Origin of the sequence: Nocardioides marmorisolisilvae (assembly GCF_031656915.1) — a bacterium.
GTDB classification, from domain to species: domain Bacteria; phylum Actinomycetota; class Actinomycetes; order Propionibacteriales; family Nocardioidaceae; genus Marmoricola; species Marmoricola terrisoli.
Window position 1 is genome coordinate 3,860,521 of the sequence record NZ_CP134227.1, and the last position, 23,316, is coordinate 3,883,836.

Sequence of the window (23,316 nt, forward strand, 5' to 3'; positions counted from 1 at the left end):
GGTGATGAACACGACCGCCGCCTTGATGCCGATCCTCGTGGCGGTGCCGATCCTCGTCTCCTGTCTGCTGGTGGCCGCCGGGTCGGTGCTGCCGCGCTGGGCCGTGGACATCATCGCGACCGGCACCGCGCTGGCCGTCACCGGTCTGGGCGCCGCGCTGCTGGTCGGCACCGGCACCGGCCGGACGGTCACCTGGCTGGGTGGGTGGTCCCCGCATCACGGACTCGCCGTCAGCATCCCGTTCGTCGCCGACCCGACGAGCGCGGGGCTCGCCGTACTGATCGGCGGCCTGGGCAGCTGCGCACTGTTGTTCGCATGGCGCTACTTCGAGTCCGCCGGAGGCCACTTCCACGCCCTGATGCTGTTCTTCCTCGCTGGCATGGAGGGCTTCGTGCTCTCCGGCGACGTCTTCGACATGGTGGTCTTCTTCGAGCTGATGGGGGCCGCGGCGTACGCCTTGACGGGCTTCGAGGTCGAGGACGAGGAGGCGGTCGAAGGTGGCCTGAACTTCGGGATCGTCAACTCGCTGGGCGCTTATATCTCCCTCGCAGGGGTCGCCTTGCTCTACGCCCGGGTCGGTCAGCTCGGGTTGCCCCAGCTCGCCGACGCCCTCCGCGACAAGGCACCCGACGGCCTGGTCGTGGCGTCGTTCGTGCTCATCGTCACGGGCTTCCTGGTCAAGGCGGCGATCGTGCCGTTCCACTTCTGGCTCGCCGACGCACACGCCGTCGCGCCCGCCCCGGTCTGCGTGCTCTTCTCCGGGGTGATGGTCGAGCTCGGCCTGTACGGCGTGGCCCGGCTGTACTGGACGGTCTACGGCTCGGCGCTGCCGTACGACGACATCCGGCGGGCCTTCCTGGTGCTCGGTGTGCTGACGGCGGTCGTCGGCGCACTGATGTGCGTGGGGCAGCACCACCTCAAGAGGCTGCTGGCGTTCTCGACGATCGCGCACATGGGGCTGTTCACCGTGGCCTTCGCGATGCTGAGCTCCGACGGCACCGCGGGCGCGCTGGTCTACGCCCTGGGCCACGCCGGGGTGAAGTCCGCGCTGTTCCTGGTCGCCGGAGTGCTGCTGAGCAGGTTCGGCACGGTCGACGAGATCGATCTGCACGGCCGGGGTCGCGAGCTGCGCGGCACCGCAGTGCTCTTCTTCGTCGCCGCCCTGGGCCTGGCGGGGCTCCCGCCCTTCGGCACCGCGCTCGGGAAGTCCCTGGCCGAGGACGCCACCGTCACCGCGGGCTACCTCTGGGGACCGGTGCTCTACGTCCTGGTCTCCGCGGTCACCGGCGGAGCGGTCCTGCGGGCCGGCATGCGGATCTTCCTCGGCGCCGGTCCACGGCCCGAGGCCCTGCAGGATGAGGAGGGGACCAGCGGTGAGGAGGAGTCGGGCACCGGTGGCCTCGTCCGGATCCCGGTGACGATGATGATCCCGATCGCGGTGCTTGTCCTCGGCGGACTGGCGGTCGGCGTGGTGCCGCGAGAGGCGGCAGCGATGGCCCATGCCGCGGAACGGCTGCTGGACGGCACCGGCTATGCCGACCGGGCGCTCTCCGGCCTCCCGGCGGGCCCGCTCAGCGCCGCGCCTGCCGCACACTGGACCGTGCTCGGCGTCGCCCTCGGTCTCGCCAGCACCGCGCTGGCGGTCGCCATCGCGGTCCTGGGCCTCCATCTCGAGAGGTTCCGCCGGGTAGCGCGGCCGCTGCACGTGGGGCTGAACGCGCTGCGCAGGCTGCACACCGGGCATGTCGGTGACTACGTCGCCTGGGTCTTCGTCGGCATCGCGTGCCTCGGTGCCCTGGTGGGACTGCCGCTGGTGTGAGGGCCCCTCGGCCCGGCGGCTGGAACGGGTCGGAACCCGGTGGCGGCCGCCGATAGGCTTGGCCGGTGACTCCCGAGCAGCTCTCCGCACTGATCGTGACCGCTCTGACCGCGCTGTCGGAGGCCGGCCGGATCACGCTGCCCGACGGGGTGCCCACGGCGGTCACGGTGGAGCGGCCCCGCAATCGCGAGCACGGCGACTACGCCACCAACGTCGCCCTCCAGCTCGCCAAGAAGGCCGGCACCAACCCACGACAGTTTGCCGAGCTCCTCGCCGAGCATCTGGGCTCGATCGATGCGATAGCCGGAGTCGAGGTCGCCGGACCCGGCTTCCTCAACATCACCGTCGAGGCCGGAGCCCAGGGCCGGGTCGCCGCAGAGGTCGTCGCCGCCGGCTCGTCGTACGGCGGCTCGGACGCGTTCGCCGGCGAGAAGATCAACCTGGAGTTCGTCTCCGCGAATCCGACCGGCCCGATCCACATCGGCGGGGTGCGCTGGGCCGCTGTCGGTGACGCGCTCGGTCGAATCTTCGCCAAGACCGGGGCGCAGGTCACCCGGGAGTACTACTTCAACGACCACGGCGCCCAGATCGACCGGTTCTCCGCCTCCTTGCTCGCTCGCGCACACGGTCGTCCCACCCCCGAGGACGGCTACGGCGGGGTGTACATCGACGACATCGCGAGCCAGGTCGTCGCCCAGCATCCCGACGTCCTCGCTCTTCCCGACGACGAGGCGCAGGAGGTCTTCCGGGCGGGCGGCGTGGACCTGATGTTTGCCGAGATCAGGAAGAGCCTGCACGACTTCGGGGTGGACTTCGACGTCTACTTCCACGAGGACGACCTGCACGCCAGCGGCGCGGTCGACAAGGCGGTCGAGCGGCTCACCGAGCTCGGCAACACCTATGAGAAGGACGGTGCGCTGTGGCTGCGCACCGAGAAGTACGGCGACGACAAGGACCGGGTCATCATCAAGTCCGACGGCCAGGGTGCCTACCTGTCGGGTGACCTCGCCTACTACCTGGACAAGCGCAGACGGGGCTTCGACCGCTGTTTCATCATGCTCGGCGCCGACCACCATGGCTACGTGCCCCGGTTGATGGCGATGTGCCAGGCGTTCGGCGATCGGCCGCACGTCAACCTCGAGGTACTGATCGGGCAGATGGTCAACCTGCTCCGGGACGGCCAGCCGCTGCGGATGTCCAAGCGGGCCGGCACCGTGGTCACCATCGACGACCTGGTCGGCGCCATCGGGGTGGATGCCGCCCGCTATGCCTTGGCCCGATACAGCTCGGACTCCACGATCGACCTCGACCTTGTCCTCTGGGCCAAGCAGTCCAGCGACAACCCCGTGTTCTACGTGCAGTACGCGCACGCCCGGGTCGCGTCGATCCTGCGCAACGCCGCCGACCTGGGGCTCGAGCCGGGTGGCGACACCGCCTTGCTCGCGAGCGAGTGGGAGGGTCAGCTGCTGCGCGCGCTCGCGGACTTCCCCGGCGTCGTCGCCGCGGCGGCCCAGCTGCGCGAACCGCACCGGGTGGCGCGCTACCTGGAGGACACTGCCGCGGCCTACCACCGGTTCTACGACAACTGTCGTGTGCTGCCGATGGGTGACGAGGAGCCGGGCGACCTGCACCGCGCCCGGTTGCTGCTGGTCGCCGCGACCCGGGTGGTGCTGGCCAACGGGCTGGACCTGCTCGGTGTCTCCGCACCGGAACGGATGTGAGGACCCACCCATGAGGGCACACGAGGCCGGTTGGGCGCATGCTGCCGTCTCCGTGCGCGGACCGGCGTGGCTGCGCGAGCCCGAGGACGCGAACGCGCTCGTGCCGCAGCTCTGGTCGTCGACGGCACGCAAGTCCGACGGCGTCCTCGAGGTGGGCGGCGTCCCGCTGACCGACCTGGTCGCCGAGCACGGCTCCCCGGCGTACGTCCTGGACGAGGCCGACTTCCGTGCGCGGGCCCGGGCCTTCCGCGAGGCCTTCGAGGACTACACCGTCTACTACGCCGGCAAGGCGTTCCTCTGTACGACGGTCGCGCGCTGGATCGCCGAGGAGGGGCTCAGCCTCGACGTCTGCTCCAGGGGTGAGCTCGCCGTCGCCGAACGTGCCGGCTTCCCCATGGACAGGGTCGGCTTCCACGGCAACAACAAGTCGTACGCCGAGCTCGAGCGCGCCGTCGAGCTGGGCGTCGGCCGGATCATCGTCGACTCGTTCCACGAGGTGCAGCGGTTGACCGAGATCACCGAGGCCCTTCGACAGGCTCAGGGATCGGCGGCTCAGGGGTCGACGGCTCGGCCGCCGGTGCGGGTTCTCGTACGGGTGACCGCCGGCGTCGAGGCGCACACCCACGAGTACATCGCCACCGCGCACGAGGACCAGAAGTTCGGCTTCTCGATCAGCGACGGCTCGGCATTCGAGGCCGTCCGGCAGCTCCACGAGACCCCGGGGCTGGAGCTGCGGGGTCTGCACTCCCACATCGGGTCGCAGATCTTCGACTCCGCAGGCTTCGAGGTCGCAGCCCGCCGGGTCCTCGCCCTGCATGCCAGGATCCGTGACGAGCTCGGCGCCGAGCTACCCGAGCTGGACCTCGGCGGCGGCTTCGGCATCGCCTACACGACTCAGGACGATCCCGCCGAGCCGGCGATGCTCGCGGCGGAGCTGACCAGGATCATCACCGAGGAGTGCGCCGCGCGCCGGCTCGCGGTCCCGCGGCTCAGCATCGAGCCCGGACGGGCGATCGTCGGGCCCTCGGCGTGCACCGTCTACCGGGTGGGCACGGTCAAGGCCGTCGAGCTCGACGGTGCTCCGGGCATGCAGAGCGTGCGCACCTACGTGTCCGTGGACGGCGGGATGAGCGACAACATCCGCACCGCCCTCTACGACGCCGACTACTCCTGCACCCTCGCCAGCCGCGCGTCGACGGCGCCGCCGCTGCTCACCCGCGTCGTGGGGATGCACTGCGAGGCCGGTGACATCGTGGTGATGGACGAGTTCCTGCCGGGCGACCTGACTCCCGGCGACCTGGTCGCTGTGCCCGGGACCGGCGCCTACTGCCGGTCGATGGCGAGCAACTACAACCACGCCCTCCGCCCGCCCGTGGTGGCGGTCCGCGACGGGGCGAGCCGGGTGCTGGTGCGCCGTGAGACCGTCGAGGACCTCCTGGCTCTCGATGCCGGAGTGGAAGGATGAGCGCCGTGACCAGCCCGCAGATCGTTCCCGCCGTACCACCGGTCCGGGTCGCCCTGCTCGGCTGCGGTGTGGTCGGCAGCCAGGTGGCCCGCCTGCTCAGCGAGCAGGCCGACGATCTCGCCGCCCGGGTGGGGGCGCCGGTCGAGCTGGTCGGCGTCGCCGTACGCCGGCTGGGCCTCAAGCGTGACGTCGACCTGCCTGCGGAACTCTTCACCACCGACGCCGAGGCGCTGGTCAGCCGCGACGACGTGGACGTGGTGGTCGAGGTCGTGGGCGGCATCGAGCCGGCCCGGAGCCTGATTCTGTCCGCGCTCCGGCACGGCGCCAGCGTGGTGAGCGCGAACAAGGCCCTGCTCGCCGAGGACGGCGCCACGCTGTTCGCGGCGGCGGAGGCGGCCGGGCGGGACCTTTACTACGAGGCCGCCGTCGCGGGCGCGATCCCGATCCTGCGGCCGCTCCGCGAGTCGCTGGCCGGCGATCAGGTGACCCGGGTGATCGGCATCGTCAACGGCACCACGAACTTCATCCTCGACCGGATGGACACCTCCGGCACCGGCTTCACCGAGGCACTCGAGGAGGCCCAGCAGCTCGGCTACGCCGAGGCCGACCCGACGGCCGACGTCGAGGGCTTCGACGCCGCGGCCAAGGCGGCGATCCTCGCCAGCCTCGCCTTCCACACCCGGGTGACGGCCGCGGATGTGCACCGGGAGGGAATCGCCGAGGTGTCCGCCGCCGACGTCGCCTCGGCTCGCGAGATGGGCTGCGTGGTGAAGCTGCTGGCGATCTGCGCCTTGGAGCACGGTCCCGACGGGCCAGCTGTCTCGGCGCGTGTGCACCCCGCGATGATCCCCAGGTCGCATCCGCTGGCCAGCGTCCGGGAGGCGTACAACGCCGTGTTCGTCGAGAGCCGGGCCGCCGGCCAGCTGATGTTCTACGGCCCCGGTGCCGGCGGCGCCCCGACCGCGAGCGCGGTGCTCGGCGACCTGGTGACGGTGGCCCGCAACCGGCTCGCCGAGGTCAGCGGCGCGGGGGAGTCGGCGTACGCCGGCCTGCCGGTGCTGCCAATGGGGGCCACCCAGACCCGCTACCACGTGCAGGTCGACGTGGACGACAAGCCGGGCGTGCTCGCCTCGGTCGCGCACGCGTTCGCCGAGCGGAACGTCTCCATCCAGACCGTCCGCCAGGAGGGCCGCGGCGACGACGCCCAGCTGGTGGTCGTCTCGCACACCGCCAGCGACGCGGACCTCGCCGCGACGGTCGAGAGCCTGCGCAGCATGCCCAACGTCCGCGACGTGTCGTCGGTGATGCGGGTGGAAGGAGTCGACGGATGAGTGACACCGCTCCCACCAGCAGGCAGTGGCGCGGCGTCTTGGAGGAGTACGCCGAGCGGCTCGACATCCCTGACGGCACACCGGTGTTCACCCTTCGTGAGGGCGGCACCCCGATGGTGCCCTCGCAGTGGCTCTCCGAGGTGACCGGTGCCGAGGTGTGGCTCAAGGTCGAGGGCGACAACCCCACGGGCTCGTTCAAGGACCGCGGGATGACGGTGGCGCTGTCGGTGGCCGTCGGTCAGGGCGCCCAGGCGGTGGTCTGTGCCTCCACGGGCAACACGTCCGCCTCGATGGCTGCGTACGCCGCACGCGCCCGGATCAAGCCGCTGGTGCTGGTGCCGCAGGGCAAGATCGCCGCCGGCAAGCTCGCCCAGGCGATCCTGCACGGCGCCCAGGTGATCATGGTGCGCGGCAACTTCGACGACTGCCTCCGGCTGTCCCGCGGCCTGGCCGAGCAGTACCCGGTGGCGTTGGTCAACTCGGTGAACCCGATGCGGCTGCAGGGGCAGAAGACCGCTGCCTTCGAGATCGTGGAGTTCCTCGGCGACGCGCCCGACGTGCACGTGCTGCCGACCGGTAACGCGGGCAACATCTCGGCGTACTGGCTTGGCTACACCGAGGACCACGCCGCCGGCAACAGCACCCGGCTCCCGGTGATGCGGGGCTGGCAGGCAGCCGGCGCCGCACCGCTGGTCTCCGGCGCGCCCGTGCCGGATCCCGAGACCGTCGCCTCGGCGATCCGGATCGGCAACCCGGCCTCGTGGGACCTGGCAATGGCTGCCGCGGACCGGTCGGGCGGCAAGTTCCGTTCGGTCACCGATGAGGAGATCCTGTCCGCTCAGCGTGAGCTCGCGCGCCGGGAGGGCGTCTTCGTCGAGCCGGCCTCCGCGGCCGGGGTCGCCGGTCTGCTGCTCGAGGCGACGGAGGGGATTCGGTACGCCGGCCAGCGGATCGTGGTCACCGTCACCGGTCACGGGCTGAAGGACATCGACACCGCGCTGTCCACCTTCACCGATCTGGTCGACACCGTCTGCGACGCCGAGGTCGATGCGGCCGCGGCCGCCGCGGGCCTGCGCTGATGGGGTGCTGATGAGGTTCCTCGATCGTCCGGTCACCGTCGAGGTGCCCGCGACCAGTGCCAATCTCGGCCCGGGCTTCGACTGCCTCGGTCTTGCGCTCGACCTGCGCGACACCCTGACCGCGACGAGCTCCGGTGACCTGGACGTGGCGATCGACGGCGAGGGCGCCGACGAGCTGCCCCGCGACGAGCAGCACCTGGTCGTGCGCGCCATGCACGCGGCGTGGGACCGGATGGGGTTCCGACCCACGGGGGTGCAGCTGCGCTGCGTGAACAGGATCCCGCAGAGCCGCGGTCTCGGCTCCTCGTCGGCCGCGATCGTCGGTGGCATCATGCTCGCCCGCGCCCTGGTCGAGCGCGGCACCGACAACCTGGACGACGCCGCGGCACTGGCTCTGGCCAACGAGCTCGAGGGCCATCCCGACAACGTCGCGCCCGCGCTGCTCGGCGGGTTCGTCGTCTGCGGCCAGGACCGGCGCGATGGGGACGACGAGGTCTGGGCGGCACGGCTGGCCGTGGAGCCGACGATCTCGGCCACGGCGTTCGTCCCGCCGTACGGCGTGCACACCGAGGTGGCCCGCGGGCTGCTGCCGGATGCGGTGCCGCACCACGACGCCTGCGCCAACACCGGGCGCGCGGCGTTGCTGGTGGCTGCGCTGACCGGCAGTCCCGAGCACCTCCTGATCGCGACCGAGGACTTCGTGCACCAGCAGTACCGTCGCCCCGCGATGCCCGAGTCGCTCGACCTGGTCGAGCGCCTGCGCGCGGCAGGGATGGCCGCGTTCGTCTCGGGCGCGGGCCCGACGGTGCTGGCCCTGCACGCCGGTGCGCCGGCGGCCGACGAGCTCGCGCGCTGGTGCCCACCGCAGTGGCGCTCGCTGCCGCTGGCCGTCGGCGTCCCAGGGGCGCGGGCGTTCTGATCTGTGCTCCGGGCGGCGCAGACCCGCTCGCTGTGATGGCGCCGGCCCGGGCTCCTGGGGACGTCATCCGACAGGCACGCGTCGAGGCGTCGCGAACCAGGATTCGCCTTGTGGGTAAGGGGATTCGGCTCGATCGATACTGTCCGTGGTCGCGTCTAGAGTCGTCTCATGGTCTCGGTGAGCAGCGTTCGCAGCGACGGCTCGGTCGCGGGTGCGGTGTTGGCCTCGGCGCGCGAACATCGTCGGGCTGCGGATGCCGCCGAGGCCGCAGTCCTGGTCGATGTGCTGGCTTGGTGTGAGCTGCAGGTGACCGATGACCCGGACCTGGCCGCGACCTGGGGTGAGGCCCCGGTCCGGCTCGGGGGCGTCGGGTGTCCGTGGGTCGGTGAGTTCACCATCACCGAGCTCGCGGCCGGGTTGGGGTTGTCGTTGACCGCGGCCCGGTCGCTGGTCTCCGATGTGGTGGAGCTGGCGTTCCGGCTCCCGCGGTTGTGGGCGCGGGTGCAGGGCGGGGAGGTGGCGGCGTGGCGGGCACGCCGGATCGCCGAGCAGACCCAGGCCCTCTCGATCGAGGCCGCGGGGTTCGTCGATGCTCAGGTCGCAGGCTTCGCCGCCCGGATGGGCGCCACTGCGGTGGACCGGCTGGTCGCCGAGGCGGTGGGCCGGTTCATGCCCGACCTGGCCGCCGAGCAGCGGCGGCTGGCGGCGGACGGTCGCCGGTTCGACATCGATCATGAGCAGGTCTCCTTCGCCGGGACCAGCCGGGTCGAGGCCGAGCTGGACCTGGCCGACGCCCTGGACCTGGACGCCGCGATCGCCGAGCTCGCCGCACGCCTGATGGACCTGGGCAGCGACCTGCCGTTGGACCAGCGCCGGGCGCTGGCAGCCGGGGAGCTGGCCCGCCGCCAGCTCGCCCTGGACCTGGACACGGGAACCGGCACCGGCGCCGGCACTGGCGCCGGCACTGGCGCCGACACGGTGGACCAGCCCGCCGAGGCTCGGCCCGATGTCCGGGCCGCCCAGGGGCGCGGTCGCCGGGATCTGATCCTGTACGCGCACCTGTCCGCCGACGCGATCCACGGCACCCCGACCTCGACCGACGGCACCTTCGCGGGCGCGGTGGTCAGGCTGGAGGGTCACCGCGATCCGGTGATCACCCTGGACACGCTGCGGGACTGGCTGACGATCCCCGGCGATGTCCACATCACGATCCGCCCGGTGATCGATCTGAACGCCGACCTGACCAGCACCAGCCGGTTCGCCACCGGCCTGCACCGCGAACAGATCATCCTGCGCGACCGCACCTGCGCCGCACCCCACTGCAGCCGCCCGGCCCGACGACTCGACCTGGACCACATCGAGGCCTGGGACGACCACGGCCCACCCGGGCAGACCAGATCGAAGAACCTCGCCGCGCTATGCCGACACCACCACCGAGCCAAGACACTGACCAGCTGGACCTACCAGCAGCTACTCCCCGGCGTGTTCCTCTGGCAGACCCCACACGGGCTGCGCCACCTCACCTGCGCCGGCAACACCATCAACCTCAACTGAGTACGACAAGCGCACCGTGGCGGCTGGGCTTGCGCGCCTGGTTGGCCAACATGGGGACGGCTCGATCATCTGGCGCGGCTCGACCCGGCGCGGCGACGCGTCCGTCCGCGGGCCCGTACGTCGAACTGAGCTGGATGCGAAACCACGTCAGCGCAGACCGGTGACGTCGGCGACTTCTGGCGCCCCCCACAACTACGGCGTCGGTCGGTGTTAGTCTCTGCTGCAGCGCCGCGGATCGCGGATCGACATCGACGCAACTCGCAGGCGCCCATCTCCTCCCCGTCCTCACTGCGATGGACTGCCGGTGCGGCTCATCCGTGGCGGGCCGGGGTGAATCGACAAGCCGGGCGACTCTTCGAGTCCGCCCCAGGCTCACTGACGTGGGAAGGGCCTCACGTGACCGAAACCATGGACACCCCCGGCGACTCCGGCCAGACGGGCGCGACGACCGCCGGTGCGGCCTCGGCTGCCCGGCGCAAGGGCGGCGGCCTCAGCACCATGCTGATGCCCGAGCTGCGCCAGCTCGCCGGTGGTCTGGGCATCAAGCCCAACGGGATGAAGAAGGCAGAGCTGGTGGCGGCGATCCGCGCTGCCCAATCGGGGAACCCGTCGGGCAACCAGCCTGGGAACCAGGCGGATGACCGCGAGCCGCTGGCCCGACGCAACGAGCGGGCCCCGGAGCGAGACCGTGCACCGGACCGGGCCCGGGCTCAGGGAGCGGCGCAGGAGCGGCCGCAGAGCGAGGCGCAGGACAAGCCCGCGGAGCAGCCGCGACAGCGTCGCCGGCCGGACCGTGACGACAGCGCTCGCGAGGACCGGCCCGAGGACCGCGCGGGCGACCGGGCCGACGACCGTCGGGACACCGGCGAGGGTCAGGGCAGCCGGCAGCGCCGCGACAACCAGGGCGGCGACCAAGCCAAGGAGAGCCAGGCCAAGGACAACCGGCCCAAGGACAACCAGGGTCGGGACACCCAGGGCAACCAGCGCCGGGACGACCGCGGCCAGCAGAGCCAGTCGAGCCAGCAGGGCCAGTCGAACCCGCAGGGCCAGCAGAGCCAGTCGAACCCGCAGAACCAGGCCGCACAGGGTGGCGCCGCGAACGAGGAGGGCAGCCGGCGCAACCGGCGCCGCCGTGGACGCGACCGGACCCCGGGCCAGGGCACACCCGGCGGTCCCAGTCGCGGCAGTCGCAACGACCCGGATCTGAACATCCTCGAGGACGACGTGCTGACTCCGTGCGCCGGCATCCTCGACGTGCTGGACAACTACGCGTTCGTCCGGACCAGCGGCTACCTCCCCGGGTCCGAGGACGTGTATGTCGCGATGTCCACGGTGCGCAAGTACGGTCTGCGTCGCGGCGACGCGATCACCGGGCAGGTGCGCCAGCCCCGGGAGGGTGAGCGCAAGGAGAAGTTCAACCCGCTGGTCAAGGTCGACAGCGTCAACGGCGCCGACCCAGAGAGCGCCAAGGACCGCGTCGAGTTCTCCAAGCTGACCCCGCTCTATCCTTCGGAGCGACTGCGGCTGGAGACCACCGCGACCAACCTCATCGGACGGGTCATCGACATCGCGGCGCCGATCGGCAAGGGCCAGCGTGGCCTCATTGTCTCCCCGGCCAAGGCCGGGAAGACGATGATCATGCAGTCGATCGCGAACTCGATCACCACCAACAACCCCGAGTGCCACCTGATGGTCGTGCTCGTCGACGAGCGCCCCGAGGAAGTCACCGACTTCGAGCGCTCGGTCAACGGCGAGGTGATCAGCTCCACCTTCGACCGCCCGGCCTCCGACCACACCTTGGTCTCCGAGCTCGCGATCGAGCGGGCCAAGCGCCTGGTCGAGCTCGGTCACGACGTGGTCGTGCTCCTGGACGGCATCACCCGGCTGGGGCGTGCCTACAACCTCGCCGCCCCGGCGAGCGGCCGGATCCTCTCCGGCGGCGTCGACTCGGCGGCGCTCTACCCGCCCAAGCGGTTCTTCGGTGCCGCGCGCAACATCGAGGACGGCGGCTCGCTGACCATCCTGGCGACGGCGCTGATCGAGAGCGGCTCGAAGATGGACGAGGTGATCTTCGAGGAGTTCAAGGGCACCGGCAACATGGAGATCCGGCTGCGGCGCGACTTCGCGGACAAGCGAATCTTCCCGGCCATCGACGCCGTCCAGTCGGGTACGCGGCGCGAGGAGCTCCTGATGAGCAAGGAGGAGCTCTCCATCATCTGGAAGCTCCGGCGGGTGCTCTCCGGGCTCGACGGTCAGCAGGCCCTGGAGCTGCTCCTTGAGCGGCTGAAGAAGTCCCAGAACAACCTCGAGTTCCTGATGCAGGTGCAGAAGACCACGCCGACCGCGGGCAAGGAGGACTGACCGCGGTCCATCGGTCGTTATGCTCACGCTGTGACAGGAGGGGCACGATGGCGAGGATTGTGATCGCGGACGACGACGTCGACATCCGCGAGCTGGTGGCGTTCAAGCTGCGCCACTCCGGCCATGACGTGGTCGCCGTTGGCGACGGCTCCGCCGCGGTGGAGGCCTGCACCGCCCAGCGGCCGGACCTGGTGATCCTCGACGTGATGATGCCGGGGATGAGCGGTCTCGACGCAGCGCGCGTGATCCGCAACGACGAGTCACTCGCCGGCCTGCCCATCATCATGCTCACGGCCCGTGCCCAGGAGTCCGACATCGAGCAGGGGTTCGACGCCGGCGCCGACGACTACATCGTCAAGCCGTTCAGTCCGCGGGAGCTCGCCTCCCGTGTGGGTGCGGTTCTCGCCCGCGCCCGGTAGCCATGCCGGTGGACCCGGGGCTGCTTCAGGTCGCCACCGTCCTACTGTCGGTCTTCGCCGGCGTCGCCGGACTCGTCTTCGTGGTGCTCCTCGCCCTGCGGCTGGGCGTGATGACGATCGACCGGCGCACCGACCGTCGCCGGGCCGCGGATCGGGAGGTCATCTTCGACCTGCTGATGGGCGAGCCCGAGGAGGCCGAGGCGGCGCGCGCCGATCTGCTCGGCCGCGGCGGGCGCGCCTGGGACCACACCGAGGATCTCGTGTACGAGATGCTGCCCAAGCTCAAGGGCGACTCCCGCGGCCGGTTGGTCGAGGTGCTCGCGATCAGGGGAGCGGTGCGGCGGGCCCGGCGGCTGTCCCACTCGGTGTCCGCGGTACGCCGGTGCCGCGGCGCGTTCGCGCTCGGTGTGCTCGGAGACGTGGAGTCCCAGTCCCGTCTCGTCGAACTGCTGGGGGACCGGCACTTCCTGGTCCGGCGTACGGCGGTCCGTGCGCTGGGCAACCTCGGCGATCCCGGCGGCGCGGCACCCCTCCTCGAGCTGATCGGCGACGAGCCGCGGCTCTCGCGCGACCTGACCTACGCGCTGCACCGGATCGGCCCTGGCGCCGGTCCGTTGCTGCGGGCCGAAGTGGCCAGCGGCCTAGAGCATCCCGAGGACCGGCACCTGCACGCGGACCTCGCTGCGACCGTGCTCGGACTCCTCGGAGATGTGGCGGCGGGATCTGTGCTCACCCGTGGCGTCTCTTCGCCGCGGCTCGGCTTCGGTCTCGCGTGTGCCGAGGCGCTCGGGCGGATCGGGTCGCCGGACGCGATCCCCTCATTGACCGCTACGCTCGACGACCCGCGCCCACCGATCCGGGTGGCCGCCGCGCAGGCCCTCGGGCTGCTCGGCTCGGACGCGGCGGTGGCCCGGCTCCTGGAGGTCGTCGAGGAGGACGATCCCGGTGTCTCCCGTCAGGCAGCCGACGCGTTGCGCGCCCTCGGCCCGGCCGGGGTGGAGGTGCTTCGGGGCAGCCTCTCGTCGTACGCCGTCGAGGCCGTCGCGCTCGCCGACCTGAAGGCCTCGCGATGAGCTGGGTCGACGCGTTCACCGCGGTGGTGCAGGCGATGGGGTGGTTCTTCATCGCCTACTCCGTGTTGATCAATACCAGCTTCGCCATCCTGACCGGGCTGGCAGTGTGGTCCTACCACGCCTATCACCGTCGGCTGGACTTCGCGGCGTACGACGAGAGCTTCGGCGAGCCCCTGGCCCGCGGGGTGTCCGTGCTGATGCCGGCCTACAACGAGAGCGCCACCATCGTGGCCTCGGTGCAGGCGATGATGTCGCTGCGCTATCCCGACTTCGAGGTCATCGTCGTCGACGACGGCTCCAAGGACGACACCGTGGCGCGGATGGTTGCGGCGTTCGCGATGGTGGAGGTGCCGATCGCGGTGACCAAGGCCGTGGAGACCGTCGGCGACGTCGAGCGCTGCCTCGTCAGCCCGCGCGGAGCGATGAACCTGACCCTGGTCTGCAAGACCAACGGGGGCAAGGCCGATGCGCTCAACGTCGGCATCAACGCCGCCCGCAAGGAGCTGGTGTGCATGGTCGACGCCGACTCCCTGCTGGACCCGGACGCCCTCCTCCACGTGGCCCGGCCGTTCGCGGACGACCCCGAGCACGTGGTCGCCTCCGGGGGTGTGGTCCGGGTCGCGAACGGCAGCACCGTCTCCAACGGACGCGTCGTGGACGTGCGGATGCCGGGCCGCTGGCTGCCACGGATCCAGGTGGTCGAGTACCTCCGCGCCTTCATGATCGGACGGGCGGGCTGGTCGGCGATCGGGGGGCTGCTGATCATCTCCGGTGCGTTCGGCGTGTTCCGGCGCGACGTGCTGCACACCGTCAACGGCGTGGACACCGAGTGCATCGGCGAGGATGCCGAGCTGGTGGTCCGGATCCACCGCTGGATGGGCAACAACATGCCCGGCGGGCGGGTGGTCTTCGTCGCCGAGCCGGTCGCCTGGACCGAGGTGCCGGAGACCACCGGGGTGCTGGGGAAGCAGCGGCGTCGCTGGCACCGCGGACTGACCGAGGTGTTCTCCCGGCACCGCGGCATGATGGCGCACCGCCGGTACGGCATCATCGGCCTGGTCACCATGCCGTGGTTCTTCGTCTTCGAGCTGCTGGCTCCGTTCGTGGAGATCTTCGGGCTGGCCTACTTCGTCGTGGTGATGACCCTGCTGGTGCTCCAGGACGTCGGCGTGCTCCAGCACGACCTGGTCGCCCTGCCCGTGGTGGTCCTGCTGCTGGGGACCTCGGTCGCCTACGCGATTGTGATGAGCCTGCTGGCGCTGCTGGGCGAGGAGCTCTCCTTCCGCCGGTACACCGGCCTGCGCAATCTGCTCGTGGCGTGCTGGTCGGCCGTTGAGGAGAACGTCGGCTACCGTCAGCTGACCGCCTGGTGGCGGATGTGGGGCACCATCGACGCACTGCGTAACACCCGGCACGAGTGGGGAGAGATGAAGCGACGGGGGTTCGGCTCATGACCTTCCCGGGGATCGGGGCCGCGACATGATCGCGGGTCGCTCGCTGCGTCAGCTCCAGCTCGGCCTCGTCGTGGCGGCCGCGGGGCTGATCGTGGTCGTCGGCGGGGCTGGCACGCTGTCGGCGGTCTACGCCACCAAGACGGTCAACCACCTCAGCGAATCGGTGAACCCTGCGGTGCAGGCGAACGCGAACACCTACCAGGACATGCTCACCGGGCAGGCAGCCGTGCGTGCGTTCGCCATCTCCGGGACGCGATCGTCGATCGCCGACTACCGCCGTGCCGTCGGCCGGCTCCGCGCGGACGGCCGAGCGCTGGCGCAGTTCGGCAGCCCGGGCTCGAAGATCCGCGGGCTCTATGTGCAGCAACGTGCTGCGGAACGGTCCTGGATCCGGGAGTACGCCGAGCCGCGGATCGCTCGCGGTGGCGGGCCCGGCACCTACCAGGCGCCGCTGTTCGACAAGGGTGTGCGGCTCTTCGCCGAGGTGGAGCACATCCATGCTGCGTTGGGCTCCCGGCTCGACGCGGAGTACACCCGGGCCAGGGACGACGCGCAGACCCGGCTCAACGCGACGCTTGCGCTGATTGCGACGCTCACCGTCATCGGCGGAGCGGTGATTGCACTGCTCGGCTGGTGGGTCACCGAGGTCGTACGTCGACCGCTGGCCTCCCTGACCGATGTCGTCGACAGGCTCGCCCGGGGCGACCACGCCGCGCGGGCCCAGGTCGAGGGTCCGCCCGAGATCCGTCAGGTGAGCAGGGCGTTGAACGGGCTGGCCGACGAGAGCGACCGCGGTCGCGATGTCGAGGCGGCCATCCAGCGACAGCTGCGCGAAGTGGACGCCGCCAAGTCGGGCTTCGTCTCCAACGTGTCCCACGAGCTGCGGACACCGTTGACGATCATCACCGGCTACCTCGAGCTGCTCATCGACGAGCTCGCCGGCAGCATCGACGAGGAGCAGGCCCGGATGCTCGGCGCCACCGAACGCAACGTGCAGCGGCTCCGCGACCTCATCGAGGACCTGCTGGCGCTCGACCGGGCCGAGCACAGCGGCGTCACGGCGGCGCCGATCGATCTACGCACCTCGGTCGACGTGGTGGCCAGCGACCTACGGCTGTCCGCCTCCAACCGAGGCATCCGGATCGACGTGGAGCTCCCGGCGGAGCCCGTGATCGTGATGGCGGACGCGGCCCAGATCCAGCGAGCCCTGCTCAACGTGCTGAACAACGCCGTGAAGTTCAGCCACGAGGGCGGGGACATCGAGGTCTGCGTGGTGCCCGGCAACGAGAACGTGCTGGTCACGGTCACCGACTACGGTATCGGGATCCCTCGTGGCGAGATCAGCAAGCTCGGCTCGCGGTTCTTCCGGGCCTCCAACGCGGTGCGCAGCGAGATCGCCGGCACCGGGCTGGGGCTTCGGGTGGTGCAGACGATCATCGCGAACCACTTCGGGACGGTCAGTCTGAACTCGTCCGAGGGTGCCGGCACCGAGGTGCGGATCACGCTTCCCCTCCGCCCGCCCGCGGGCGCCGACGTGGAGCCCACCGCCGGGAACAATCCCCCCGGGCACGACGTTGTGTGACCGACAACCTCGATTGGCGCGACCCGAGTGCCGGATGGCAGACTGGTCCGCTGGCTCCGGTTCACGTCACCGTTCGGTGACGACCCGGCGGCATACCGACCCGAAGAGGACGCACATGAAGAAGGACATCCACCCCGAGTACGTGGTGACCCAGGTGACCTGCACCTGTGGCAACACCTTCACCACCCGCAGCACGGCCACCGGCGGCTCGATCCACGCCGACGTGTGCTCCAACTGCCACCCGTTCTACACCGGCAAGCAGAAGATCCTCGACACCGGCGGCCGCGTCGCCAGGTTCGAGGCTCGGTACGCCAAGGCCGCCCAGACGAAGGCGCCGGAGAAGGCAGACCAGAAGTAGCCGCGACGAACGCCGGTCCCGCACGCGCGGGGCCGGCGTTCGGGCTGTGGAGGAGTTGTCGTCGAGTCCTAGGAGCGCGTGATGTTCGAGGCCGTGGAGTCCCTGGTCGACGAGCACGCCGAGCTCGAGAGACAGCTCGCGGACCCGACGGTGCACGGTGACCAGTCGCGGGCTCGCGCCCTGAACCGCCGGTACGCCGAGCTCAGTGCGATCCTCGCCACCTGGCGGGAGTGGCTGCAGCTCGGTGGCGACATCGGGGCCGCTCGCGAGCTGGCCGGTGAGGACCCGGACGGAGAGGGCGCCGCGTTCGCGGCCGAGGCCGAGCAGCTCGAGGCCCGTCGTACGGCGGTGGCGGGACGGCTCCGCCAGCAGCTGGTCCCGCGTGATCCCAACGACGCGAAGGACGCCATCCTCGAAGTGAAGTCCGGCGAGGGCGGCGAGGAGTCCGCGCTCTTCGCGGCCGACCTGCTGCGGATGTACACCCGGTACGCGGAGCGTCGCGGCTGGAAGACCGAGCTGCTGGACGCCACGGAGTCCGACCTCGGCGGCTACAAGTCCGTCACCGTCGCAGTCAAGGCCACCTCGAAGTCGCAGCACACCGGCGAGGGCGAGGCGCCGTACGCGCTGCTGAAGTACGAGGCCGGCGTCCACCGCGTGCAGCGGGTGCCGGTGACCGAGAGCCAGGGTCGGGTGCACACCTCGGCGGCGGGCGTGCTGGTGCTGCCGGAGGCCGAGCCGCTCGATGTGAGCATCGACGACAACGACCTGCGCATCGACGTGTTCCGGTCCTCGGGGCCGGGCGGTCAGTCGGTGAACACCACCGACTCCGCGGTCCGGATCACCCACGTCCCGACCGGCATCGTGGTGTCCTGCCAGAACGAGAAGTCCCAGCTCCAGAACAAGGAGCAGGCGATGCGCATCCTTCGCTCCCGACTGCTGAAGGCCGCTGAGGACGCCGCGGACGCCGAGGCGTCCGACGCGCGCCGTTCCCAGGTCCGCACGGTGGACCGGTCCGAGCGGATCCGCACCTACAACTTCCCGGAGAACCGGATCTCCGACCACCGCACCGGCTACAAGGCCTACAACCTCGACCACGCCCTCGACGGCGATCTCGATCCGCTCGTCGCCTCCAGCGTCGAGGCCGATCTCCATGCACGGCTCGAGGCCGTTGGTGAGTGAGCCGGAGGTCGACCCGACGTCCCCCACCAGTGCGGGCGCTCAGATCCGCGCGGCGGAGAACGTCTTGGCGCAGGCCGGGGTCGCCAGCCCGTCGTACGACGCAGCGGAGCTGCTCGCCCACGTTCTCGGCGTGTCCCGGGCTGGGCTCCCGCTGGTGCGCGCGGTGTCGGCCGAGCAGGCTGCGGACTTCGACGCGCTCGTGCAGCAGCGCGCATCCCGTGCGCCGCTCCAGCACCTCACCGGCTCCGCCGGCTTCCGCTACGTCGAGCTGCGGGTCGGTCCGGGCGTCTTCGTGCCGCGGCCCGAGACCGAGCTGCTCGCGGGCTGGGCAGTCGAGCAGGCACGCGCGGCGGGCGAGGTCCCGGTCGTGGTCGACCTGTGCACCGGCTCCGGGGCGATCGCACTGAGCGTGGCCACGGAGGTTCCGGAGGCGGAGGTGTACGCGGTCGAGCTCGATCCGAAGGCGCTGGTCTGGGCGCACGACAACCTCGCGGGATCGGGGGTCCGGCTGCACGAGGGCGACATGGCCGAGGCGCTGCACGAGCTGGACGGCACCGTGGACGTGGTGGTCTGCAACCCGCCGTACATCCCCTTGGATGCGTGGGAGTCGGTCGCGCCCGAGGCGAGGGACCACGACCCGGCGCTGGCGCTGTGGTCCGGCGACGACGGGCTGGTGGCGCTCCGCGCTCTCGAGGTCGCCGCCGCGCGACTGCTGCGGCCCGGTGGGGTCGTCGGCGCCGAGCACGCGGACGCCCAGGGAGAGACGGCGCCGGGCGTGTTCAGTGCGTCCGGTCGTTGGACGCAGGTGCGTGACCATCCCGACCTGGCGGGTCGCGCCCGCTACCTCACCGCGCGGCTGCGCCGTGATGGGCATCCGGGAGTGGCACGATGACACCCGTGGCAAACCGGTACGACGTCGGCGACCCCGACCAGCGCGAGGCCGGCCTGGTGGCAGCGGTGGGCGCTGTTCGCAAGGGCGCGCTCGTGGTGCTGCCCACCGACACGGTCTACGGCGTCGGCGCCGATGCGTTCTCGCCGGTGGCCGTCGCTCGACTGCTCGAGGCCAAGGGCCGCGGTCGGGAGACGCCGCCTCCGGTCCTGGTGGCCTCCGCCGACACCCTCGACGCCCTGGTGGTCGGCGTGCCCGACTGGGTCCGCGCGCTGGTCGCGTCGTACTGGCCGGGGCCGCTGACGCTGGTCTGCCACCAGCAGGGCTCGCTGCGCTGGGATCTCGGCGAGACGCGGGGCACGGTCGCGGTGAGGATGCCCGACGACCCGGTGGCGCTCGAGCTGCTCGGTCGTACCGGGCCGATGGCGGTGACCTCGGCGAACCTGACCGGGCTCCCGGCGGCCACGGACGCCGACGGCGCCCAGGCGATGCTCGGGGACGCGGTCGAGGTCGTCCTCGACGGGGGGCCGACCGCCGGTGATGTACCGTCCACGATCCTGGACTGCACCGGTGAGCGGCCCAGGGTGCTGCGCGAGGGTGCGCTGGCGATCGACGAGTTGCGCACCTTCCTGGCCGGGCACGACGTGACGATCGACTCCGGCTCCGGTGCCGAGGCGGACACCGACTCCGAGACTGACGCCGACCCCGACTCCGCACCCGAGGTGTGAGCTGAGTGCGCGAGTACCTCCTGGTGTTCGTCGTGGCCTCGGTCGTCAGCTACTTGCTCTGCGTGGTGGCGCGGGAGCTCGCCAGCCGCTCCGGAGCGGTGGCGAAGGTGCGCGACCGTGACGTGCACGACGTCCCGATCCCCTACTTCGGCGGCATCGCGATGCTGGGCGGGCTCGCCGCGGGCATCATGATCGCCCGGCACCTGCCGTTCCTCGGCCACTCGCAGCCGCAGGTCTTCCACGACGCGCAGACGGTGCTGACCGCGGGCGCGATCATCTGTGCGGTCGGCGCCCTCGATGACCTGTTCGAGCTCGATGCGCTGACCAAGTTCGGCGGACAGGTGGTGGCCGCGGGCTACATGGTCCTCAACGGCGTGCAGCTCTACTCGTTCCAGCTGCCCTCGGTCGGCCAGCTGGTGCTGCTCACCCCGCAGGCGATGGTGCTGACCATGCTGCTGGTGATCGGCACCGTGAACGCGGTCAACTTCGTCGACGGGCTGGACGGGCTGGCCGGGGGAGTGGTGCTGATCGGGGCGGTCGCGTTCTTCCTGTTCTCCTACAAGCTGGCCGACGTCAACGGTGAGTCCCTCGCGATCACGGCCGCGCTGCTGTGCGCGGCGATGGGCGGCGCCTGCTGCGGCTTCTTGCCGCACAACTTCTTCCCGGCCCGGATCTTCATGGGCGACTCGGGATCGATGCTCCTGGGCCTGGTGCTCTCCGGGTCCGCGCTCACCCTGACCGGCCAGTTCGCGACCGTCCAGCTCTCCACGAGGACCGGTCTGGGCCCGCCCGGCTTCCTGCCCACCCTGCTGCCGTTCCTGCTGCCGATCTCGATCCTGCTGATCCCGCTGCTGGACCTGGTCCTCGCGGTGGTGCGCCGTACCCGCCGCGGGCAGGCGTTCTACCAGCCGGACAAGGAGCACCTGCACCACCGGCTGCTGGAGATCGGGCACAGCCAGCGCCGTGCGGTGGTGATCATGTGGATGTGGGCCGGCCTGATCGCCTTCGGTGCGGTCGGGCTGAGCCTCTACTCGGGTGCGCTGTTCTGGGCGACGGTCGCGTTGTTTGCGCTGCTGTGCTGCGCGATCACGTTCCTGCTGCCCCGGCTGCACCGGCCGGGCGAGTACCGTCCCGTCTGAGCCTCACGGCGCAAGCGCGTGGTCCGAGCACTGCTGGGCGGGGGCGGCTCGTGCCCAGGCAGGACCCGGTTACCGACGCGTCGCGACTTTGTGCTAGTTTTCACAAGCCATCCCGTGAACGGGGAGACCACCAGCTTCCCGGCACTCGCAGGGCCACCCGAGACAGAAACGGCCGCCGCCCATGACGACCGCATTTCGCGCCACCACGAGGGGGCATGTTGCGCGTCCTGACCGGCCGATTTTGCCGGGTCCCCGCTGTGGTAGCGTCCGTCCGGACGCCGGCGCGTCCGCCACGACTCGGGACGTGCTCGGATCGACGCCCGCAAGCCCCTCTGGAAGCGACCACCCTGGATGGCCGATGACGACCCCCAAGCACCCCTGCGAGGCCGCGACCTCGTCGGCATCGGCGGACTCCTCGTGGGCTCCGTCGTCGCAGGGATGCTCATCGGACTCCTCGTCGACCACCTGGCCGGCACGTCGCCGGCAGGCGTCCTCGTCGGCGTCGCCGTCGGTGTCGTCCTCGGCTGTGTCGCGTTCGCACTCAAGGTCCGCGCTGCCCTGCGCAGCTGAGCCGATGGGGCCGACCGTTCTCGTCGGAGGCGTCCGATGATGTCCGACCAATTGCCGCGCCCCGACGTCACCGACAGCCCGCTGAAGCCCGGCGAGCGTGCCTCGCTCGGCAAGGTGCTGCGTGACCAGCGCAAGACCGCGATCGTCGCGGTGGCGCTCATCGTCGCGGACTTCTGGATTCTCGGCCAGCTCGGCGAGTGGGAGCTCGGTGGTTGCATCGCCGCCGGCATCGTGCTCGGCCTCGCCAATCACATCGCCACCGAGCTCTGGCTGCTGCGCACGATCACCTCAGGTCACCAGCCCTCCCGCAACGAGATGGCCAGGGCCACCTTCGTGCGACTGCTGGTCCTCTCGATCGTGGCCGTGGGCACCGCGGCCGCGTTCTGGCCCAACGGCATCGGCCTGCTGTTGGGTCTGGCGATCTTCCGGATGATCGCCCTGGTCATGACGACACTCCCGCTGCTGAAGGAGCTGAAGAGGCAATGAGCGCCCTCCTGACTGGCTTCGTGCCCTTCGAGATCGACATCAAGCCCGGGGTCCACCCCGTGCGGCACTTTCTGGGCATGACGTTCAACATCGACACGATCTGGACCACGCTGATCGCCGGCGGCATTGTGATCGTCCTCGGCTTCGTCGTTCGGGCGCGGCTGACCCGGCCCGAGATCGACCATGTGCCCAGCAAGCTCCAGCTGATGTGGGAGGGCGTCGTCAACGAGGTCAACACCCAGGTCGAGGACAACCTGGGCAAGATCCATCCCTTCGTCGCGCCGTTGGCGATCGCGCTGTTCTTCTTCATCCTGGTCGCGAACTGGCTGGAGATCATCCCCACCGAGCTGAACAAGAAGGCGCACCTGCTGCCCGCCCCGACAGCCGACACGAACCTGACCTACGCGATGGCGATTCTGGCGATGGTCGGCGTATGGGTCTACGGGATCCGGCAGAAGGGCGCCCGGAAGTACTTCAAGCACTTCCTCGAGCCGTTCCCGGCGTTGGCGCCGCTGAACATCATCGAAGAGCTGGTCAAGCCGGTCACGCTGGCCCTGCGACTCTTCGGCAACATCTTCGCCGGCAGCATCATGCTCGCCCTGATCGGCGTGCTGCCGTTCTACTTCCTGTGGGCCGGCGACGTGGTCTGGAAGCTGTTCGACATGTTCATCGGCGCGATCCAGGCCTTCATCTTCGCGCTGCTGGTGGTCATCTACTTCGGGATGGCTGGCGCCGGTCACGGCGACGACCACGCCGAGGAGCACGCGGACGACCAGGAGCACGAGGCACAACCCGAACTCGCGGCCTGAGCAACCAGGTTCAGTCCGCACCAGAGGTACACAAGCAACGCCGGATCCCCGGCGTGAACCCAGAGAGGCAGTTCAATGGCAGTAGACGATTCCGCCGTCAAGGCAGCCGGTGCGTTCATCGGCGGTGGGCTCGCCCTCGGCGGCGGCGCCATCGGTGCGTCGATCGGTGACGGTCTTGCTGGTTCTTCGTACATCCAGGGCGTCGCACGGCAGCCGGAGGCCCAGGGCCGCCTGCAGACGATCTTCTTCCTGACCGTCGGTCTCGCCGAGGCGATGTACTTCATCAACTTGGCCTTCATGGCGCTGTTCGTCTTCGTGCTGGGCAAGTGATCCGGGTTCCGACCCGGGTTCTCTCCCACCAGCACCACGCAGCAAAGGAAC

At 70.6% G+C, this 23,316-nt stretch carries 21 protein-coding genes; all 21 read left to right on the forward strand.

Annotated elements, in window-relative coordinates:
• The first annotated feature begins 4 nt into the window (after positions 1–4).
• The 21 genes from Q9R13_RS18515 to Q9R13_RS18615 all read left to right on the forward strand — a co-directional run bounded on the left by Q9R13_RS18515 (position 5) and on the right by Q9R13_RS18615 (position 23,265).
• On the forward strand, positions 5–1,819 hold the full coding sequence (locus Q9R13_RS18515) for a complex I subunit 5 family protein (RefSeq protein ID WP_310962642.1): 1,815 nt from the start codon (positions 5–7) through the stop codon (positions 1,817–1,819).
• Between the two features lie 65 nt (positions 1,820–1,884).
• Complete coding sequence (gene argS, locus Q9R13_RS18520) at positions 1,885–3,540, forward strand: arginine--tRNA ligase (RefSeq protein WP_310962643.1); 1,656 nt, start codon at positions 1,885–1,887, stop codon at positions 3,538–3,540.
• Between the two features lie 10 nt (positions 3,541–3,550).
• On the forward strand, positions 3,551–5,005 hold the full coding sequence (gene lysA, locus Q9R13_RS18525; RefSeq protein ID WP_310962644.1) for a diaminopimelate decarboxylase: 1,455 nt from the start codon (positions 3,551–3,553) through the stop codon (positions 5,003–5,005).
• A complete protein-coding gene (locus Q9R13_RS18530) occupies positions 5,002–6,336 on the forward strand; it encodes a homoserine dehydrogenase (RefSeq protein ID WP_397218550.1) in 1,335 nt (444 codons plus the stop codon). Before lysA ends, Q9R13_RS18530 begins: the two co-directional genes overlap by 4 nt.
• On the forward strand, positions 6,333–7,415 hold the full coding sequence (gene thrC / locus Q9R13_RS18535; RefSeq protein WP_310962646.1) for a threonine synthase: 1,083 nt from the start codon (positions 6,333–6,335) through the stop codon (positions 7,413–7,415). The genes Q9R13_RS18530 and thrC overlap by 4 nt, the downstream gene beginning before the upstream one ends.
• Before the next feature lie 10 nt (positions 7,416–7,425).
• On the forward strand, positions 7,426–8,334 hold the full coding sequence (gene thrB / locus Q9R13_RS18540; RefSeq protein WP_310962647.1) for a homoserine kinase: 909 nt from the start codon (positions 7,426–7,428) through the stop codon (positions 8,332–8,334).
• Between the two features lie 168 nt (positions 8,335–8,502).
• Positions 8,503–9,888: an HNH endonuclease signature motif containing protein gene (locus tag Q9R13_RS18545; protein WP_310962648.1), complete on the forward strand. Its 1,386-nt coding sequence runs from the start codon at positions 8,503–8,505 to the stop codon at positions 9,886–9,888.
• Between the two features lie 498 nt (positions 9,889–10,386).
• On the forward strand, positions 10,387–12,249 hold the full coding sequence (rho, locus tag Q9R13_RS18550) for a transcription termination factor Rho (protein ID WP_310965121.1): 1,863 nt from the start codon (positions 10,387–10,389) through the stop codon (positions 12,247–12,249).
• A 47-nt stretch (positions 12,250–12,296) separates the two neighbouring features.
• Positions 12,297–12,668, forward strand: coding sequence for a response regulator transcription factor (locus Q9R13_RS18555; RefSeq protein ID WP_310962650.1), 372 nt, complete (start codon positions 12,297–12,299; stop codon positions 12,666–12,668).
• A 2-nt stretch (positions 12,669–12,670) separates the two neighbouring features.
• Positions 12,671–13,741 carry a HEAT repeat domain-containing protein gene (locus tag Q9R13_RS18560; RefSeq protein ID WP_310962652.1) on the forward strand — a complete coding sequence of 357 codons (1,071 nt, stop codon included), beginning with the start codon at positions 12,671–12,673 and terminating at the stop codon, positions 13,739–13,741.
• Positions 13,738–15,195 carry a glycosyltransferase family 2 protein gene (locus Q9R13_RS18565; protein WP_310962653.1) on the forward strand — a complete coding sequence of 486 codons (1,458 nt, stop codon included), beginning with the start codon at positions 13,738–13,740 and terminating at the stop codon, positions 15,193–15,195. Before Q9R13_RS18560 ends, Q9R13_RS18565 begins: the two co-directional genes overlap by 4 nt.
• Before the next feature lie 25 nt (positions 15,196–15,220).
• Positions 15,221–16,777, forward strand: a complete 1,557-nt coding sequence (locus Q9R13_RS18570; protein WP_310962654.1) for a sensor histidine kinase — start codon at positions 15,221–15,223, stop codon at positions 16,775–16,777.
• Positions 16,778–16,892: 115 nt separating this feature from the next.
• A complete protein-coding gene (rpmE, locus tag Q9R13_RS18575) occupies positions 16,893–17,135 on the forward strand; it encodes a 50S ribosomal protein L31 (RefSeq protein WP_310962655.1) in 243 nt (80 codons plus the stop codon).
• A gap of 81 nt (positions 17,136–17,216) precedes the next feature.
• On the forward strand, positions 17,217–18,314 hold the full coding sequence (prfA, locus tag Q9R13_RS18580; protein WP_310962656.1) for a peptide chain release factor 1: 1,098 nt from the start codon (positions 17,217–17,219) through the stop codon (positions 18,312–18,314).
• A complete protein-coding gene (prmC, locus tag Q9R13_RS18585) occupies positions 18,307–19,206 on the forward strand; it encodes a peptide chain release factor N(5)-glutamine methyltransferase (protein WP_397218556.1) in 900 nt (299 codons plus the stop codon). The genes prfA and prmC overlap by 8 nt, the downstream gene beginning before the upstream one ends.
• The gene (locus tag Q9R13_RS18590; protein WP_310962657.1) at positions 19,203–19,931 is read left to right on the forward strand and encodes an L-threonylcarbamoyladenylate synthase; all 729 of its coding nucleotides are present in this window, start codon (positions 19,203–19,205) and stop codon (positions 19,929–19,931) included. Before prmC ends, Q9R13_RS18590 begins: the two co-directional genes overlap by 4 nt.
• A gap of 5 nt (positions 19,932–19,936) precedes the next feature.
• Positions 19,937–21,070: a glycosyltransferase family 4 protein gene (locus Q9R13_RS18595; protein ID WP_310962658.1), complete on the forward strand. Its 1,134-nt coding sequence runs from the start codon at positions 19,937–19,939 to the stop codon at positions 21,068–21,070.
• Positions 21,071–21,421: 351 nt separating this feature from the next.
• Positions 21,422–21,640, forward strand: a complete 219-nt coding sequence (locus Q9R13_RS18600; protein WP_310962660.1) for an AtpZ/AtpI family protein — start codon at positions 21,422–21,424, stop codon at positions 21,638–21,640.
• A 39-nt stretch (positions 21,641–21,679) separates the two neighbouring features.
• Positions 21,680–22,126 (forward strand): hypothetical protein, encoded by a 447-nt coding sequence (locus tag Q9R13_RS18605; protein WP_310962661.1) that lies wholly within the window; start codon positions 21,680–21,682, stop codon positions 22,124–22,126.
• On the forward strand, positions 22,123–22,935 hold the full coding sequence (gene atpB / locus Q9R13_RS18610; protein WP_310962662.1) for a F0F1 ATP synthase subunit A: 813 nt from the start codon (positions 22,123–22,125) through the stop codon (positions 22,933–22,935). Before Q9R13_RS18605 ends, atpB begins: the two co-directional genes overlap by 4 nt.
• A gap of 75 nt (positions 22,936–23,010) precedes the next feature.
• Complete coding sequence (locus tag Q9R13_RS18615) at positions 23,011–23,265, forward strand: F0F1 ATP synthase subunit C (protein WP_310962663.1); 255 nt, start codon at positions 23,011–23,013, stop codon at positions 23,263–23,265.
• Positions 23,266–23,316: the final 51 nt, after the last annotated feature.